The organism is Curvibacter sp. T50 (assembly GCF_057219955.1).
The window spans coordinates 609925-626632 of sequence record NZ_JBXVVU010000001.1 but is presented as its reverse complement, the minus strand read 5'-3'; the positions used below and the strand labels follow the sequence as shown (position 1 = coordinate 626632).

Here is a 16708-nt window from a genome sequence, read left to right as displayed (position 1 = left end):
CGGTGGACGCGGCGACCGTGCCACTGGCGGATTTGCCCGCAGCCCGCGCCCTGATCACCCATCTGCGCGGGCGGGCCGTGCGCGAGCGCGCCACCTGCCTGGACGCCGCCCTGCGCCCGCCGCCGCCCGAGCCCGACACCTGCTGCGGCCGCGGCTGCAACGGGTGTGTGTGGGAAGGCTACTACGCTGCGCTGGCGCACTGGCGGGCGGACGCGCTGGTCTGGCTGGGGCAGGCGGGCACGTGATCGGGGCGGGGGTATTGAGGCAGACCGCTACCACGCCGTGATGCCCGAAAGCGTCGCACGACCCTTGACGCCGGGATGTGGCACTTTTGATGCATTCACCGTCTTCGGCCTAAGCGTCCGCGCAAATCCCTGGCCGAACTGCTGGACGCGACGCCCGCCGGCCTGTGTCGGGCCGAGGGCTGGGACGAGCTGGGGCCGGCCGGAGCCGAACTGTGACGCCCGACCGGGACGACATCCTGCACCTGGCCTTCGATCCGGCCAGCGGGCGGGAGATGAAGGGCAATCACTTCTGCCTCGTTGTGTCACCCCGGGCCTTCAACGCCCGCTTCAAGCTGGCCATGGTGTGCCCCATTTCCGGCGGAGCGGCAGAGGCGGCCCGCAGCGCCGGATTTCTGGTGTCGCTGATGGGCCAGGGGCTGCGCACCGACGGGCAGGTGCATGCCCACCAGATCAAGTCGCTGGACTGGGCCTCGCGCCAGGCCACACGGGTGGAGCGCGCGCCCGACGTCCTGATGCAGGAGGTGCTGATGTGCCTGCGCCGCGTGCTGGATGCCTGAAGGGGCTAAGTGCCTGCCGGGGCCGGCATGCGCCGCCGCAGACCTTGCCAAACTCGCGCCGCGCCACCCACCAGGTCACGCCCTGCGGGCCACATCAATCGGGTCAAGGAAGCCAATTTTCAGCTCAGATGAGCACTTTCCCAGCGCCGGATGGACACTAGCAGCTATCAATACTGAAGTGGTTCGGCGTTCGCGAAGCACCTCAGCGCCCACCCAGCCCCATGCCGCGCGAAATCACCTCTTTCATGATTTCGTTGGTGCCGCCGTAGATGCGCTGCACGCGGGCGTCGGCGTAGGCGCGGGTGATGGGGTATTCCCACATGTAGCCGTAGCCGCCGAACAGCTGCACGCATTCGTCCATCACCTTGCATTGCAGGTCCGAGCACCAGTACTTGGCCATGCTGGCGGTCTCGGTGTCGAGTTTGTCCTGGCAGACCAGCTCGCAGCATTTGTCGACGAACACGCGCGCCACCTGCACCTCGGTCTGCAGCTCGGCCAGCGTGTAACGCGTGTTCTGGAACGCGCCCACCGCCTGGCCGAACACCTTGCGTTCCTTCACATAGGCCACGGTCTGGTCGATGGCCGACTGCGCGGCGGCCACCGCGGTGATCGCGATCTGCAGCCGCTCCCAGGGCAACTGCTCCATCAGGCAGATGAAGCCGCGGTTTTCCATCGCCGGGCCACCGAGCAGGTTCTCGGCCGGCACGCGCACGTTGTCGAAGAACAGCTCGGAGGTGTCCTGCGCCCGCAGGCCCAGCTTTTTCAGCCGCTTGCCAACCGAAAAGCCCGGCATGCCGCGCTCCACCAGCAGCAGGCTGGTGCCTTTGCCGCCGGCGGCCGGGTTGGTCTTGGCCACGACGATCACCAGATCGGCGTGCCAGCCATTGGTGATGAAGGTCTTGCTGCCGTTGAGCAGATAGGCCCCGTCGGGCTGCTGGATTGCAGTGCTCTTGATGCCCTGCAGGTCGGAACCCGCCGCCGGCTCGCTCATCGCGATGGCGCCGATCATCTCGCCGGTGGCCAGTCTGGGCAGGTACTTCTGCTTCTGGGCCTCGGTGCCGTAGTGCAGGATGTAGGGCGCCACGATCTCGCTGTGCAGGCTGTAGCCAATGCCGGTGACGCCGGCGCGCGACAGTTCTTCGAACTGGATCACGGAATACAGCTTGTCCGCGTCGGCGCCGCCGTAGGCCTCGGGCATGGTGGCGCAGAGAAAGCCGTTGTCGCCGGCCTTGTTCCAGACGGCGCGGTCTACGTAACCCTGCTCTTCCCAGGCCTCGTGGAAGGGGGTGATCTCTTTTTCGATGAAGCGGCGAAAGCTGTCGCGGAAGGCTTCGTGGTCGGCGGTGAACAGGGTGCGTTCGATCATGGAATTCCTCGATGGGTTGGAGTGGATCGGAAAAGGATTCAGGCGCGCCCGGTCGCCAGCCAGCGCGCCCAGTCAGGGGCCTGGTTGGCCTGGGCGCGGGCGGCAGCGGCAGCCCAGTCGTATTCGACAGCGATCACGAGGGCCGACCAGTCGCCCCCGGGCTGATCCCGCGAACACAAGGCGTAGCGGGCGTGGGGGGAACCGGTTTCATGGACATGGAAGACCCCATGGTCGTCGTCGTAGGCGGGCAGGCCCACGCTGCCGCCATTGACACACAAGGTGCCATCGACTGCGAGCACGCGGGGCACGTGGCTGTGGCCACACAGCAGCAGACGCGCGGCACGCGCCTCGGGCGTGCGCAGCCGCAGTCGCACCTCATCCACCGTGGCCGGGCGGGAGCCGCCGGGGCCCAGGGTTTCGAGCAGGTATTCAAGATCATTGCCGGGTGCGCCGTGGCAGACGTGCACGTCCGGCGCCGGCGCCAGGGTGGCGGGAAGGCAACGCAGCCAGGCGTGGTGGCGCGCGGTGGTTGCCTGCCAGGCAAACTGGTCGGAGGCGCCCCCCGCGCGCCGGGCGCAGGCGAGCAACTGGCGTTCGTGGTTGCCGGTGATGGTGGGCCAGCCCAGCGTCATCAGCAGGTCGGCGGTTTCGGCCGGCCACAACGGACCGGAAAGCAGATCGCCCGCGTTGATGACGACATCGACGCCGCGCGCGCTCATGTCGGCCCGGACGGCCTCCAGGGCCGGCAGGTTGCCGTGAATGTCGGATAACAAGGCGATGCGCATCGGATTTATTTTTACAAAGCGATTGCTTGGTGAAATTGGACCACAGGACACGAGGCCCTGTCCATGTTTTCCCGACGGTCGGGCCGACCGCAACGCGGTGCCGCGGCCGGAAAGCCGCGGTCTCACACCCTGCCAGCGCACCATGCGGACCCGGTCAAACTCCACAGTTCGCGATTTATACAAAGCAAACGCTCTGTAAAAATATATACTGGCACCCCAGGCGGGCCTTTTTCCGCGACCACCCTCCCCGTACAACCCGGAGATTCCCATGAGTGAAGCATTTGTGTTCGACGCCATCCGCACCCCGCGCGGCAAGGGCAAGAAAGACGGCAGCCTCTACGAGGTCAAGCCGATCAACCTGCTGGCCGGCCTGCTGACCGAGCTGCAGCGCCGCAACGATCTGGACACCGCGCAGGTGGACGACATCGTGATGGGCATCGTCGCGCCGGTGGGCGAGCAGGGCTCGGTGTTGCCCAAGGTGGCCGCGCTGAAGGCGGGCTGGGACTTCCAGTGCGCCGGCGTGCAGCTCAACCGCTTCTGCGCCTCGGGCCTGGAAGCGGTGAACATGGCGGCGCAGAAAGTGCGCTCGGGCTGGGAAGACCTGGTGGTGGCCGGCGGCGTGGAGAGCATGAGCCGCGTGCCGATCGGCTCCGACGGCGGCGCCTGGGCCATGGACCCCGAAACCAACAGCAAGACACTGTTCGTGCCGCAGGGCATCGGCGCCGACCTGATCGCCACGATGGAAGGCTTCAGCCGCGAAGACGTCGACGCTTACGCGCTCGAATCCCAGAAGCGCGCGACGGCCGCACGTGCCGAGGGCCGTTTCGCCCGCTCGGTGGTGCCGGTGACCGACTGGCTGGGCCAGACCATCCTGGAGGAAGACGAATTCATCAAGCCGCGCACCACACTGGAAGGCCTGGCCTCGCTGAAGCCCGCGTTCGACCAGATGGGCGCGATGGGCTTCGATGCCGTGGCACTGCAACGCTACCCGCAGGTCGAGCGCATCCAGCATGTGCACCATGCCGGCAATTCGTCGGGCATCGTGGACGGCGCGGCCGCGCTGCTGATCGGCAGCGAGGCCGCCGCCAAGGCCCACGACCTGCAGCCGCGCGCGCGCATCGTGGCGGTGGCGCTGTCGGGTGCCGACCCGACCATCATGCTCACCGGCCCCATGCCCGCCACGCGCAAGGCGCTGGCCAAGGCCGGCCTGACCATCGACCAGATCGACCTGTTCGAGGTCAACGAGGCCTTCGCGGCCGTGCCCATGAAGTTCATGAAGGAGATGGGCGTGCCGCACGACAAGGTCAACGTCAACGGCGGCGCCATTGCCATGGGCCACCCCCTGGGCGCCACCGGCGCCATGATCCTGAACACCCTCATCGACGAGCTGCACCGTCGCCAGCTGCGCTATGGCCTGGCCACGCTGTGCGTGGGCGGCGGCATGGGCATCGCCACCATCGTCGAGCGCATCTGACTCACCGGAAACCCTCTCCCATGAAAACCAAGACCATCCAGTACGGCATCGAAGACGGCATCGCCGTCATCACCTTCGACGAAGAAAACTCCCCCGTCAACACCATGTGCCTGCAATGGCAGGACGACCTGGACGCCGTGGCCGCCCAGGTGCTCAAGGACAAGGACGCGATCCGCGGCGTGATCCTGGCCTCGGCCAAAAGCACCTTCTTCGCCGGCGCCGACCTCAAGGGCGTGATGCGCATGAAACCCGAGGACGCCAAACGCGTCTTTGTCGAGATCGAGCGCATCAAGAAGAACTTCCGCATCATCGAAACCCTGGGCAAGCCGGTGGTGAGCTGCCTGAACGGCACCGCGCTGGGCGGCGGCTGGGAAGTGGCGCTGGTGGGCCACCACCGCATCGCGGTGAACAACCCCAAGACGCAGTTCGGCCTGCCCGAGGTGACGCTGGGCCTGATCCCCGGCGGCGGCGGCATCACCAAGATGACGCGCCAGCTGGGCCTGATGGGCGCGCAGCCCTACGTGCTGGAGAGCAAGCTGTTCGGCCCGGCCGAGGCGCAGAAACTGGGCTTCGTGCATGCGCTGGTCGACAGCGACGCCGAGCTGATGCCCGCCGCCCGCGCCTGGATCGACAGCGTGCAGGGCAATCTGGATGCCTGCCAGCACCCCTGGGACCGCAAGGGCTACAAGATGCCCGGTGGCACCCCCAGCAACCCGGCCATCGCGCAGGGCCTGGTGGTGGCGCCCGCCATGCTCAAGAAGACCACCCGCGGCCTGTACCCCGCCCCCGAGGCGGCGCTGTGCGCGATGGTCGAAGGCGCACAGGTGGACTTCGACACCGCGATGCGCATCGAGAGCCGCTACCTGGCCGGCCTGATGGTCAACCCGGTGGCGAAGAACATGATCAACACGTTCTTCTTCAACCTCAACGCCATCAAGAGCGGCCAGAGCCGGCCGAAGGACGTGCCGCGCTACAAGCCGAAGAAGGTCGGCATCCTGGGCGCCGGCATGATGGGCGCGGGCATCGCCTATGCGCAGGCCAGCCGCGGCATCGCCTCGGTGCTGAAGGACGTGAGCGTGGAGAAGGCCGAACACGGCAAGGCCTACAGCGCCAAGCTCACCCAGGCCCGCGTGGACAAGGGCCGCATGGGCCCGCACGACCAGGCCGAGCTGCTGCGCCGCATCACGCCCACCGCCAGTGCCGCCGACCTGCAAGGCAGCGACCTGATCATCGAGGCGGTGTTCGAGAACCGCGAGCTCAAGGCCACGGTCACGAAAGAGGCCGAGCCCATGCTGGCGCCGGGCGGCTTCTTCGCCAGCAACACCTCCACCCTGCCGATCAGCGGCCTGGCCACCGCCAGCGCCCATCCGGACAAATTCATCGGCATCCACTTCTTCAGCCCGGTGGACAAGATGAAGCTGGTGGAAATCATCCGCGGCCGGCAGACCGACGACGAGACCGTGGCCCGCGCCTTCGACTACGTGCAGGCGCTGGGCAAGATCCCCATCGTCGTGAACGACTCGCGCGGCTTCTACACCAGCCGCACCTTCGGCACCTTCGTGATGGAAGGCGCGGCCATGCTGGACGAAGGCATCCCCGCGCCGGTGATCGAAAACGCCGCGATGCAGGTCGGCATGCCCGTGGGTCCGCTGGCGGTGATCGACGAAACCTCGCTCTCCTTGAGCGTGCACGTGATGGAGCAGACCCGCGCCGACTTCGCCGCCGAGGGCAAGGCCTACACCGCCACCGCGGGTGAGCTGCTGGTCGAGCGCATGGTGAAGGAATTCAAGCGCGCCGGCCGCGCCGCCGGCGGGGGCTTCTACGACTACCCCGAAGGCCAGAAAAAGCGCCTGTGGCCCGAGCTCAAGACCCGCTTCGAGAAGCCCGGCGTCGCCTGGAACCTGCAGGACGTGAAAGACCGCATCCTGTACCGCCAGGCGGTGGAAACCGCCCGCTGCCTGAGCGAAGGCGTGCTGACCACGGTGCACGACGGCAACATCGGCTCCATCTTCGGCATCGGCTTCCCGGCCTGGACCGGCGGCGCGCTGCAGTTCATCTTCAGCCAGGGCCTGGACGCGTTTGCCCAACGCGCCGGTGAGCTGGCGGCCAAGTTCGGCGCCGGCTTTGCGCTGACGCCTGCGGTGATTGACGCGCTGAAGAAGCACCAGCCGGTGTATTGAAGCCGCCGTCACCTTTGCCCAAATGGCCCGCCGGGTGACTGGCGGGCCTTTTTTATGGCGATATCAGGCGATACCCAGCGCGAAAAGGTGAGTTCGTGCTATCGAATATGTAGTGAACAAGGTGTTGGCAGGCCGTGTGGGGACGAGCCCGGATTACCTCGGGCGGCATCTCAGGTGCTCTGGCGCACCATCAGCTCGAAACCGAGATCGCGGGAGGCGGGCTCGGGCGATTCCCCACGGATCAGCCGCAGCAAGACGGCCGCGGCTTCCGCGCCAATGGCTTTGCGTGGGGTTCGCACCGTGGTCAACGGCGGCACCATCTGGTCACTGCCGGACAAGTCGTTGAAGCCGGCCACCGCCAGGCGGCCGGGCACGGCGATTCCCAGTCGCAGGGCCATCAGCAGCGCGCCTTGGGCGAGGTCGTCGTTGCAGAAGAACACCGCGTCGCAATCCGGATGCGCCTGGACCAGTTGCGCCAGCAACTGGCCGCCGAGTTCCATGGACGACGGCTGGGGACTCAGCAGTTCCAGCCGGGGGTCATACATTCCGCGCTGTTGCAGGCAGCGGCGGTATCCCAAGGCCCGTTGCAAGGTACGGGGGTCAAGCTGTGCCGCAACAAAGGCAATACGCTGATAGCCCCGCGCGACCAGGTGCGTGGTGATGGCCTCGCCCGCCTGTTCCTGGGAAAAGCCCACGCAATAGACGCCTTCGGCACGGGTCAGCTCCATCAGGTGCACACAGGGCAAACCACTGCGCGCGAGCAGCTGGCGGCCCGCCTCGGTGCGGTCGAACCCGGTCAGCAACAACCCGGCGGGGCGGTGGGTCAGGTAGGTACGCAACAGCTGTTCCTCCTGCTCCGGCTGGTAATGGGTGACGCCAATCAGCGTCTGGTAGCCATGGGGCGCCAGGGTGGAGTGGACGGCCTCCAGAAGATCGACAAACAGCGCGTTGGACAACAGCGGCACGAGGATCGGAACCTGGGTGCTTCGCTGCGAAGCCAGCGCACGTGCGGCGGGGTCGGGGATATAGCCGAGGGCGTCTGCGGCCGCCTGGACCCGGGCAACGAGATCGGCGGTGACGGCTCTTTCACCCCGGAGCGCGCGGGACGCGGTGATCGGGCTGACGCCCGCCTGTTGGGCGACTTCGGCCAGCGTGACCCGGCCGCTCGGGCGTCGCTTTCGTTCGGTTTGAGACAAGGGTTATTCCGGATGCAAAAGGGGTATGAGATGGGTAGGATAGCGCTATCCAAGATCGACGACAACGGTAATTTTCTCGATTGTTGTTGATCTCGATTGTTTTTTTTGGGTTTTGGTCATTCCAATTTTTTTTGATCATCCGGGATAGCGCTACCAATGCCAAAGACCGAAGTGAAACCGCCGTTGGTGATCATGGGTGTTGCCGGCTGTGGCAAGTCCAGTATCGGCGCCCTCTGCGCCGCGACACTGCGTCTGCCTTTGCTGGAGGGAGACCATTTTCATTCCCCGGCCAGTCTGGCCAAGATGCGCAGCGGCGCCGCCCTGACCGACGATGACCGCGCCGCCTGGCTGACAACGCTGGCCGCTGCCTTGCGTGGCCACCCCGAGGGCGTCGTCCTGACCTGCTCGGCGCTCAAACGGGCGTACCGGGACCAGCTCCGTGCGGCAGCGGCCTCATTGCGGTTCGTGTTCCTCGATCTGACCCCCGATCAGGCGCGTGCACGGGTTTCCGCCCGTCCGGGGCATGTCTTCCCGGCCAGTCTGGTCGACAGCCAGTTCCAGACCCTGCAACGCCCGGACGCCGAGCCCGGGGTGTTGACGCTGGACGCCATGCAAAGTCCCCAGCACCTGTGCGAACAAGTGCGCGACTGGCTGCTTGCGGAGAAACCCCATGTCTGAAACCACCCATCCCTCCGGCCCGGGCGACGAGCCTGTCCACTGGAGCCAGCGTCTGGCCAATGTCGCGATGGCCACGTGCCTGGCGGTCATGGCACTGGCGGTGTTCGTCAACGTGGTGCTGCGTTACGGATTTGGCATGGGCCTGGCCGCCAGTGAAGAGCTGTCGCGCCTGTTGTTCGTCTGGATGGTTTTCATTGGCGCTTCGGCAGCCTATCCGCGCGGCGAGCACATGGCATTTACCAGCCTGCTCGACCGATTGGGTCAGCGGGCCTTGAAGGCCGTGACGGTGCTGATCCGTCTGCTGGTCTTGCTGGCTTGCTCACTGATCGGCTGGGGGGCCTGGCAACAGGTCGTGGTCGGCCTGGGCAGCCACTCTGTCGTACTGGGCTATTCGACCGCGTTGCTCCCCTTGCCCGCCCTGCTGTGCGCTTTGGCCATCGGCACCATGGCACTGGTCGAGCTGATCCGCAATCAGCCTTTTGACCGCCACAGCGGTCTGGAGGCCGAATGATGCCTCTGGGCGGCCTGAGCATGGAGGCCCAAGCCTTCGTCATATTCTGCCTGGGCATGCTGGTGCTGATGGGCATCGGCATGAACATGGCGCTGGCCCTGGTGCTGACCGGCGCGGGCATGGCGTGGGTGATGGGATTCTGGGATACCCAACTGCTGGCGCAGAACCTCGTCAGCGGCGTGGACAGCTTTCCGCTGCTGGCGGTGCCGTTCTTCATTCTGGCCGGCGAACTCATGAACGCGGGGGGCATCAGCCGGCGCATCATCGACATGGCCCAGGCCTGGGTGGGACATATCCGGGGTGGATTGGGTTACGTGGCCATTGGCGCTGCCGTGCTGATGGCCAGCATGAGCGGGTCGGCCCTGGCCGACACGGCGGCCCTCGCCACCATCTTGCTGCCCATGATGCGCGACCAGGGGTACCCGATGCGCACCTCGGCGGGGCTGATCGCGTCGGGCGGCATCATCGCGCCCATCATTCCCCCTTCGATGCCTTTGGTGATCTACGGGGTCACCACCAACACCTCGATTTCAGCGCTGTTCCTTGCCGGCATCGTGCCGGGCCTGATGATGGGCGCCGGCCTGATCGTGGCCTGGAAATGGGTGCTGCGGCGTATCGATCTGCCCGGCGGTGCCAGGCTGCCTCTTGCCTCGCGCCTGCGTGCGACCGCCCGGGCGGTGTGGGCCATTCTGATGCCGGTGATCATCATCGGCGGCATGAAAAGTGGCGTCTTCACACCCACGGAAGCGGCGGTGGTGGCGGCGTTCTATGCGCTGCTGGTGGCGTTGTTCGTCCACCGCGAATTGTCGGTCATGGCCCTCGGACCGGTGCTGGTGCGCGCGGCACGCACCACGTCCATTGTCATGTTCCTGTGCGCCGGTGCGCAGGTGGCCAGCTACATGATTACGCTGGCCGACCTGCCTGGCGTGCTGACCGGCTGGCTGGGTCCGCTGATCGAGCACCCGCGTCTGCTGATGGTGGTGATGATGCTGGTGCTGGTGTTGATCGGCACCGCGCTCGACCTCACACCCACCATACTGATTCTGGCGCCGGTGATGTTGCCGGTTGCGGTCAAGGCGGGCATAGACCCGGTGTACTTCGGGCTGATGTTCGTACTCAACGGCGCGATCGGGCTGATCACGCCGCCGGTGGGCACCGTCCTCAATGTGGTGGCCGGCGTCGGCCGCATACCACTCGCCGAGATTATTCGCGGCGTCAATCCGTTTCTTGTGACCTACCTGGCCCTCCTGGCCCTGTTGGTCGCTTTTCCTCAGCTTGTCACAGCGCCGGTGGCGTGGCTGCGCTGATCCGTCCGTAACCACCGGCAACCCTTCCACAGGAGATATCCCATGACCAATATTCGCCGCACGCTCTTGGCTGCCACTGCCTGTGCCGTGTTCGCCAGCCCGATGCTGGCAGTCGCTCAGGACATCAAGCCGCGCCTCATCCGCTTCGGTTATGGCCTGAACGAACAAAGCAACCAGGGTCGCGCCGTCAAGGTCTTCGCCGACCATGTGGAGAAAGCGTCCGGCGGCAAGATGAAGGTGCGAGCCATCGGCGCGGCCGCGCTCGGGCCCGACACGCAGATGCAGCAGGCGCTGATCGGTGGCGCTCAGGAGATGATGGTCGGCTCGACCGCCACCCTGGTGGGTATCACCAAGGAGATGGCGCTGTGGGACACCCCGTTCCTTTTCAACAACAGCAAGGAAGCAGACGCCATTCTGGACGGCCCGATCGGCAAGAAGGTGATGGACAAGCTGCCGGAAAAAGGCCTCGTCGGGCTGGTTTACTGGGAGAACGGTTTCCGCAACCTGACCAACAGCAAGCGACCGGTGCAGAAGTTTGAAGACTTCGAAGGGATCAAGCTGCGCGTGATGCAGAACAACGTGTTCCTGGAAAGCTTCCGCACACTGGGTGCCAACGCCGTGCCGATGCCTTTCTCGGAGCTGTTCACGGCGCTGGAAACCAAGACGGTCGACGGTCAGGAGAATCCGTACAACACCATCCTGTCGAGCAAGTTCTACGAGGTGCAGAAATATCTCAGCGTGACCAATCACGTCTACAGCCCCTGGATCGTCACGGTCAGCAAAAAGTGGTGGGACCAGCTGTCCAAGGACGAGCAGAAGATCCTGCGGGATGCCGCCGTCATCAGCCGCGATTTCGAGCGCAAGGACACCCGTGAGGAAGCCGGCAAAGCGCTGGCCGACCTCAAGGGCAAAGGCATGCAGATCAACGAACTTTCGCCCGCCGAAACGGCCCGCATGCGCGACAAGCTCACCGCGGTCAACGCCACCATCGCGACCAACGTCGGCATGGACCTGTGGAACGAAACCCAGGCTGCGCTGGCCAAGCTGCGCGGGGGCAAATAACTCGCTGCATCGGCCTCTCCGGGTCGCCCGGGCCGGCCGATCCGCCACGATGGACTGACCATGAGTGATTGCATTGCCGACCCGCCGCCTGCATTGCCGGCGTTGCACCCGACCCTGAAGTCGGTCACCGAACGCATTGCCCGGCGCAGTGAGTCCACCCGCGAGGCCTACCGCGCGAGCATGGCGGCCCAGCTCAAGGCGGGGACACAGCGCCAGGGCATGGGCTGTGCCAACATGGCCCATGTTGGCGCTGCGCTGGCAACTCCGGACAAGCTGGCCATCCATGCCGCACGGCTGCCGCACCTGGGGGTTGTGACGGCCTACAACGACATGCTGTCGGCGCACCAGCCCTACGAAACCTATCCGGAACACATCCGTTCGGCGGCCCGCGCAGTGGGTGCGACAGCCCAGGTCGCCGGTGGGGTGCCCGCCATGTGCGATGGCATCACCCAAGGGACGGCGGGGATGGAGCTGTCGCTCTTCTCGCGCGACGTGATCGCGCTGGCCACGGCGGTGGCCCTGTCGCACAACGTGTTCGACGCCGCGTTGATGCTGGGCGTTTGCGACAAGATTGTCCCCGGACTGTTCATCGGCGCACTGCAGTTCGGGCACCTGCCCGTGGTGTTCGTACCGGCGGGGCCGATGACGTCGGGACTGTCCAACGACGAGAAGGCACGTATCCGGCAACGCTACGCGCGCGGCGAAGTGGATCGCGCAGCCCTGCTGGAGGCCGAGAGCCAGGCCTACCACGGGGCTGGAACCTGCACGTTCTACGGTACGGCCAACAGCAACCAGATGCTGATGGAGATCATGGGCTTGCACCTGCCCGGCAGCAGTTTTGTACCGCCGGGCACTCCCTTGCGGGCCGCCCTGACCGCTGCGGCGGTGCGCCGCGCGGTGATGCTGACAGGCCTGGCGACGCCACCGGCCTCCGGCAAGCCACCGCCCCGTGTCACCATGGCCGACATCGTGACCGAAAAGACAATTGTCAACGGCATCGTCGGGCTCATGGCTACCGGCGGAAGCACCAACCACACCCTGCACCTGGTGGCCATGGCGCGCGCGGCCGGCATTCTGATCGACTGGGGCGACATGGCCGACCTGTCGGCGGTGGTGCCCTTGCTGGCACGCATCTACCCCAACGGCACAGCCGACGTAAACCATTTTCACGCCGCGGGCGGCATGGGATTCCTGATCCGCGAGCTGCTGCAGGCCGGCCTGCTGCATCCGGACGTGGATACGGTCATGGGACACGGCCTGCTGGCCTACGCCTGCGAGCCCGAATTGATCGGCGCCGGTGCGGATGGCAACGGGGCTGCCCTGGCGTGGCGCTCGGCTCCGGAGGCCTCGGGCGATGAATCGGTCTTGCGCCCGGTCAGCCGCCCGTTCAGCCCGGACGGCGGTGTGCGCCTGCTGCGCGGCAACCTGGGTCGCAGCGTGGTGAAAGTCTCCGCCGTCAAACCGGAACATCGCGTGGTGCGCGCCCCGGCGGTGGTGGTGTCCGACCAGCATGCTTTGCTGGGCCTGTACCAGCGTGGCGAATTGCAGCGGGATCTGGTCGCCGTGGTGCGCTACCAGGGGCCCCGTGCCAACGGCATGCCGGAACTGCATTCCCTGACGCCGATTCTGGCCAATCTTCAGGACCAGGGGTTTCGCGTCGCACTGGTAACCGACGGCCGCATGTCCGGTGCTTCGGGCAAGGTGCCGGCGGCCATCCATCTCAGCCCTGAGGCGCTGGCCGACGGCCCCATCGCCCGTGTGCGCGACGGGGACATGATCACACTGGACTGTGAGCGTGGGGAGCTGCGGCTGGAAGTCGATGCCAGCACACTCGCCGCCCGGCCGATCGTCCATCCCCGGATGACGGCCCATGAAACCGGCAGCGGGCGGGAACTCTTCAGCCTGTTTCGACGCCATGTCGGCGCCGCCGAGGCCGGCGCATCACCTCTGTGGGACTCATGATGATCGCCCTGCCCCGGTTTCAGTCCCGTGTCGTGCCGGTCATTGCCTTGCACGATGCCACCCAGGCGGTCCGGCTGGCACACGCCCTCCTGGACGGTGGCATCGATGTGATGGAGATCACATTGCGAACCCCCCAGGCGCTGCAGGCCATCGAGGCCGTGGCGCGCGACGTGCCGCAGATGGTCGTGGCGGCCGGCACGGTCACCCGCGCGGCCGAAGTCGCTTCGGTGTGCGCGGCCGGTGCCCGCCTGGCGCTGTCACCCGGGCTGACCCAGACGCTGGTCCGGGCGGCGTGTGATGCCGGGCTGCCCTTCATCCCCGGTGTGATGACCCCCGGCGAAGTGCTGGCGGCACGCGAACAAGGTTTTGGTCTGCTCAAACTGTTTCCGGCGGCCCAGGCTGGCGGCCTGGCCATGCTGCAGGCGCTGGCCGGGCCCTTGCCCGAGATTCGCTTTTGCCCCACGGGCGGCATCCACCCCGACAACCTGGGCAGTTATCTGGCGCAGCGCAATGTGGCCTTTGTCGGTGGCAGCTGGCTGACGCCGCCGGACATGCTCGAAAGGCGCGACTGGGCCGGCATCACCGCATTGGCGCGGGCTGCCAGCGCGCTTTGGGGGCCGGCAACGGATTCTCCCGCGACCTGATCGGCGCGCCGACAGGCCACGGCTGGGCGCGGTAAGCTCCGGTCCGGATGCACACCGCCCCCCAGGTTCTGAACGTATTGCGTGGCGCGCAGCGGCCGCCGCCGGGTGGGCCGCTGCCGCTGCGGCCCTCATTGCTGATCGCGGGCGCGACCGGGATACTGGGCAATGAGGTTGTCCGTATCCTGGCGGGTTCGACCCGCTTCGGCGCGGTCCATGTGCTCGCGCGCGAGCCGGTCCGTACCGGGATCGCCCGGGTTTCGCTGGCTGTGTGCACCGGCGATGTCGTTTCCGACTGGCCCTCACTCCCTGCGGATGTGGCCGTCGTGATGTTTGAGCCACCGCGGCTTTTCTATCAACGGGAACGGGCTCTGTGGGTCCCCCGCGCCGACCAGGTCGCGGCATTGGCGCACTGGCTGCACGGCTGTGGGGTGCACACGCTGGTGGTGGTGCTGCCCCATGCTCAGGGCGCGCTGCCGCCCGCACTTGCCCACGGGCTGGCCAGCCTGTCGGAACAGGTGGTCTCGTCGCTGGGGTTCGAGCGGGTGGTGTGGCTGCGCAGCGCCGAAAAACGCCTGAAACCGCCGGCCGCCAGCCTGCTGCACCGCGCCCGCGACCTGGTGCTGTCCACCTTGGCCTACATGGTGCCGGCGTCCGAACAGCCGCTGCGCGCAGCGCAGGTGGCCCAGGTGCTGGCACGGGTGCTGCAACACGCCCCGCCCGGCGTCCATGTGGTGCCGCACGCACGCATCCGCCAGGCCTGTACCGGCAACACGGACGCCACCGTGCGCAGCTGGTTTGGCGCCAGCGCGGGTGAATCGCCCGTGGATACTCCTGAAAACGGAGCATAAAAAGACCATTTTACGATGGGTAATGACCCATTTCGTTGGAATTCCTGCCACCAGGCCGCTGCGGCTCCATGCGCTGACATCGCCCGGCGCGCAAGCCGACGCAGCCGGTCCACCTGGCGACTGCATGTCGAACACCGGCCGCGGACAATCCCCCGGTTCAACCCCGGAGCACCCCCATGATCCTTGTTGTCGGCACCGTTCATGTCACGGCAGAAAACCTGCCCCAGGCCCTGGTGCTGAGCCTGGAACACGTGGCCCGCTCCCGGACCGAGCCCGGCTGTGTGTCGCACCGCGTCAGCCAGGACGCCGACAACCCGAACATCCTGGTGTTTGTCGAGGAGTGGCAAAACCAGACGGCACTGCTGGCGCACTTCAAGGTGCCGGCGTCCCGCACCTTTGCCCGCCAGCTCGGCGCCCTGGCGGTGCAACCGCCCCAGATGGTGGTGTACGACGCGGCGCCGCTGGCGCTGTGAGTGGGTGGCGGCGCCCAGACTGGCCGACGGCGCGGGCAAGGATTCAGTCCTGAATCCATAGCATGTGATGACCATTCGGCGATGGGAAAGGCTCAAAACACCTCTGAAAAATGGCCTGATGCGCCGATATGGGCCGTCGATCACGCCCAGGCGGCGGATCCTGTTCGACTTTCAGCAACCTGTCGTGCTGCGGGTCTTCCACAACGTCCCGCTTCTCCGGCAGAATCTGCCAGCCCCTTGCGCCAGGTGGCGTGATCCACTTTCTCCGCCGTTTCGCTCATGAACTTCAAGACCCCCGTTTTCGTGTTTGCCCTGGCGCTTCTGGCGCACGCTGCCGCGCAGGCGGACGAATTTGACATTCCGCCACCCGTTGTCGAGAAATTCGCTCGCGAATTTCAGGACGCACTGGGCAAGCGCGATGTCGACCGCGTCGTCTCGATGGTGAAGTTCCCGCTGCGGGTCAACGCGCAAGGAGCGAAGACATTGCGCGTCGGAAAGACCCAACTGGTGAAGGAGTTCGACCTTATTTTTTCCAGGGCGGTTGTGAAACAGGTTCTGGACCAGAACCCGGCCGATCTGTTCCAGAACTACCAGGGCGTCATGTTCGGGAACGGCGCCGTGTGGGCGGACGAATTCTGCGGCGCCAGGAAGCGGCCTGACTGCCCGGTCCTGGTCAAGACCGTCAATCACGCCGAGAAATGACGGCACCGGTCAGCTTGCGCACGCTGTGTGAACCGGCAGGCGGTTTGAGGCGCTGGCCCGCCCGCGGCGCCAGACGGGCGCCCGGCCCCTCACGCAAGCCGGACGGCAACCGCAGGGCTCCAGGTCCCGCACCCGCTGGGATGCATTTTTCCGCCGCCCGGCCTGTCGCCCTGCCGTAGGGTCCTGGCGGGATCATTCGACACGGATCGCAGCCCACCATGCTCCGCCGCGCGCTCGTCGTGATTCTGGCCTACGCGTTATCGGGCGCTGGCTTCATGTTCATGCTCATTGGCGCCTTTCCCTTCCTGGGCGGCGAATTCGCATGGTTCACGAAGCTGGTTCCCCTGGTCTGGGTCTTTGCCTGGGTTGCCCATGTCCGAATGAGCGTGGCCTGGGTTCGCGATCACACCGTGGACCGACGCTGGCCCCTGTGGGGAACCGCCGCAGGCCTGTTCAGCCTGGCAAGCCCCCTGCTTTTGCTGTACGGCAGCCTGCCTGCCGACCGTCTGCGCCAGCTTCAAGGCGTGCTCACGATGGTGGCACTGGTCTGCGTCTTCTTTCTTCCGTCCATCGTGCTGGCCATCAAGCTGGTTCGCTTTCATCTCCGGACCCAGACCGAGGCATGACGGGCCCTGCCCCATGGAAGCAAGCGGGCGCAGGCCAGGCCGCTGCGCTCCGGAGAGCCCCGAGCGCAACCACCCGAAAATTCCCTCACCCC

General features: G+C 66.3%; 17 protein-coding genes. 14 read left to right on the top strand and 3 right to left on the bottom strand.

The features are described 5' to 3' along the window. Positions 1–2 precede the first annotated feature (2 nt). Together AC2EBU_RS02995 and AC2EBU_RS02990 are read left to right on the top strand one after the other, a co-directional pair. Positions 3–245 carry an oxidoreductase-like domain-containing protein gene (locus AC2EBU_RS02995; RefSeq protein WP_484610100.1) on the top strand — a complete coding sequence of 81 codons (243 nt, stop codon included), beginning with the start codon at positions 3–5 and terminating at the stop codon, positions 243–245. Between the two features lie 212 nt (positions 246–457). Then, positions 458–802: a type II toxin-antitoxin system PemK/MazF family toxin gene (locus tag AC2EBU_RS02990; protein WP_484608898.1), complete on the top strand. Its 345-nt coding sequence runs from the start codon at positions 458–460 to the stop codon at positions 800–802. A gap of 202 nt (positions 803–1004) precedes the next feature. Here the strand turns inward: AC2EBU_RS02990 and AC2EBU_RS02985 are convergent, their stop codons facing one another. Both AC2EBU_RS02985 and AC2EBU_RS02980 read right to left on the bottom strand, forming a co-directional pair. Beyond that, entirely contained in the window at positions 1005–2168 is a 1164-nt protein-coding gene (locus AC2EBU_RS02985) for an acyl-CoA dehydrogenase family protein (protein ID WP_484608897.1), read from the bottom strand. Between the two features lie 38 nt (positions 2169–2206). Then, complete coding sequence (locus AC2EBU_RS02980; RefSeq protein ID WP_484608896.1) at positions 2207–2953, bottom strand: metallophosphoesterase family protein; 747 nt, start codon at positions 2951–2953, stop codon at positions 2207–2209. A gap of 268 nt (positions 2954–3221) precedes the next feature. On the opposite strand from AC2EBU_RS02980, the gene AC2EBU_RS02975 reads away from it, so the two are divergent. Next, on the top strand, positions 3222–4427 hold the full coding sequence (locus AC2EBU_RS02975; protein WP_484608895.1) for an acetyl-CoA C-acetyltransferase: 1206 nt from the start codon (positions 3222–3224) through the stop codon (positions 4425–4427). Between the two features lie 20 nt (positions 4428–4447). Continuing rightward, positions 4448–6607, top strand: a complete 2160-nt coding sequence (locus AC2EBU_RS02970) for a 3-hydroxyacyl-CoA dehydrogenase NAD-binding domain-containing protein (RefSeq protein ID WP_484608894.1) — start codon at positions 4448–4450, stop codon at positions 6605–6607. A gap of 170 nt (positions 6608–6777) precedes the next feature. Here the strand turns inward: AC2EBU_RS02970 and gntR are convergent, their stop codons facing one another. Continuing rightward, a complete protein-coding gene (gntR, locus tag AC2EBU_RS02965; RefSeq protein WP_484608893.1) occupies positions 6778–7803 on the bottom strand; it encodes an HTH-type transcriptional regulator GntR in 1026 nt (341 codons plus the stop codon). Between the two features lie 171 nt (positions 7804–7974). Here gntR and AC2EBU_RS02960 point away from each other — a divergent pair, with 171 nt between their 5' ends. The 10 genes from AC2EBU_RS02960 to AC2EBU_RS02915 all read left to right on the top strand — a co-directional run bounded on the left by AC2EBU_RS02960 (position 7975) and on the right by AC2EBU_RS02915 (position 16616). Next, complete coding sequence (locus AC2EBU_RS02960) at positions 7975–8481, top strand: gluconokinase (protein ID WP_484608892.1); 507 nt, start codon at positions 7975–7977, stop codon at positions 8479–8481. Next, positions 8474–8992: a TRAP transporter small permease gene (locus AC2EBU_RS02955; protein ID WP_484608891.1), complete on the top strand. Its 519-nt coding sequence runs from the start codon at positions 8474–8476 to the stop codon at positions 8990–8992. Before AC2EBU_RS02960 ends, AC2EBU_RS02955 begins: the two co-directional genes overlap by 8 nt. Beyond that, a complete protein-coding gene (locus tag AC2EBU_RS02950) occupies positions 8989–10299 on the top strand; it encodes a TRAP transporter large permease (RefSeq protein WP_484608890.1) in 1311 nt (436 codons plus the stop codon). The genes AC2EBU_RS02955 and AC2EBU_RS02950 overlap by 4 nt, the downstream gene beginning before the upstream one ends. 42 nt (positions 10300–10341) lie before the next feature. Continuing rightward, complete coding sequence (locus tag AC2EBU_RS02945) at positions 10342–11361, top strand: TRAP transporter substrate-binding protein (protein WP_484608889.1); 1020 nt, start codon at positions 10342–10344, stop codon at positions 11359–11361. 60 nt (positions 11362–11421) lie between these two features. Next, positions 11422–13323: a phosphogluconate dehydratase gene (gene edd / locus AC2EBU_RS02940; protein WP_484608888.1), complete on the top strand. Its 1902-nt coding sequence runs from the start codon at positions 11422–11424 to the stop codon at positions 13321–13323. Next, positions 13320–13967, top strand: coding sequence for a bifunctional 4-hydroxy-2-oxoglutarate aldolase/2-dehydro-3-deoxy-phosphogluconate aldolase (gene eda, locus AC2EBU_RS02935; protein ID WP_484608887.1), 648 nt, complete (start codon positions 13320–13322; stop codon positions 13965–13967). The genes edd and eda overlap by 4 nt, the downstream gene beginning before the upstream one ends. Before the next feature lie 47 nt (positions 13968–14014). Then, complete coding sequence (locus AC2EBU_RS02930; protein WP_484608886.1) at positions 14015–14815, top strand: Rossmann-fold NAD(P)-binding domain-containing protein; 801 nt, start codon at positions 14015–14017, stop codon at positions 14813–14815. 176 nt (positions 14816–14991) lie between these two features. Beyond that, entirely contained in the window at positions 14992–15288 is a 297-nt protein-coding gene (locus tag AC2EBU_RS02925; RefSeq protein WP_484608885.1) for a putative quinol monooxygenase, read from the top strand. 279 nt (positions 15289–15567) lie between these two features. Continuing rightward, complete coding sequence (locus tag AC2EBU_RS02920) at positions 15568–15990, top strand: hypothetical protein (protein ID WP_484608884.1); 423 nt, start codon at positions 15568–15570, stop codon at positions 15988–15990. A gap of 218 nt (positions 15991–16208) precedes the next feature. After that, entirely contained in the window at positions 16209–16616 is a 408-nt protein-coding gene (locus tag AC2EBU_RS02915; RefSeq protein WP_484608883.1) for a hypothetical protein, read from the top strand. Positions 16617–16708: the final 92 nt, after the last annotated feature.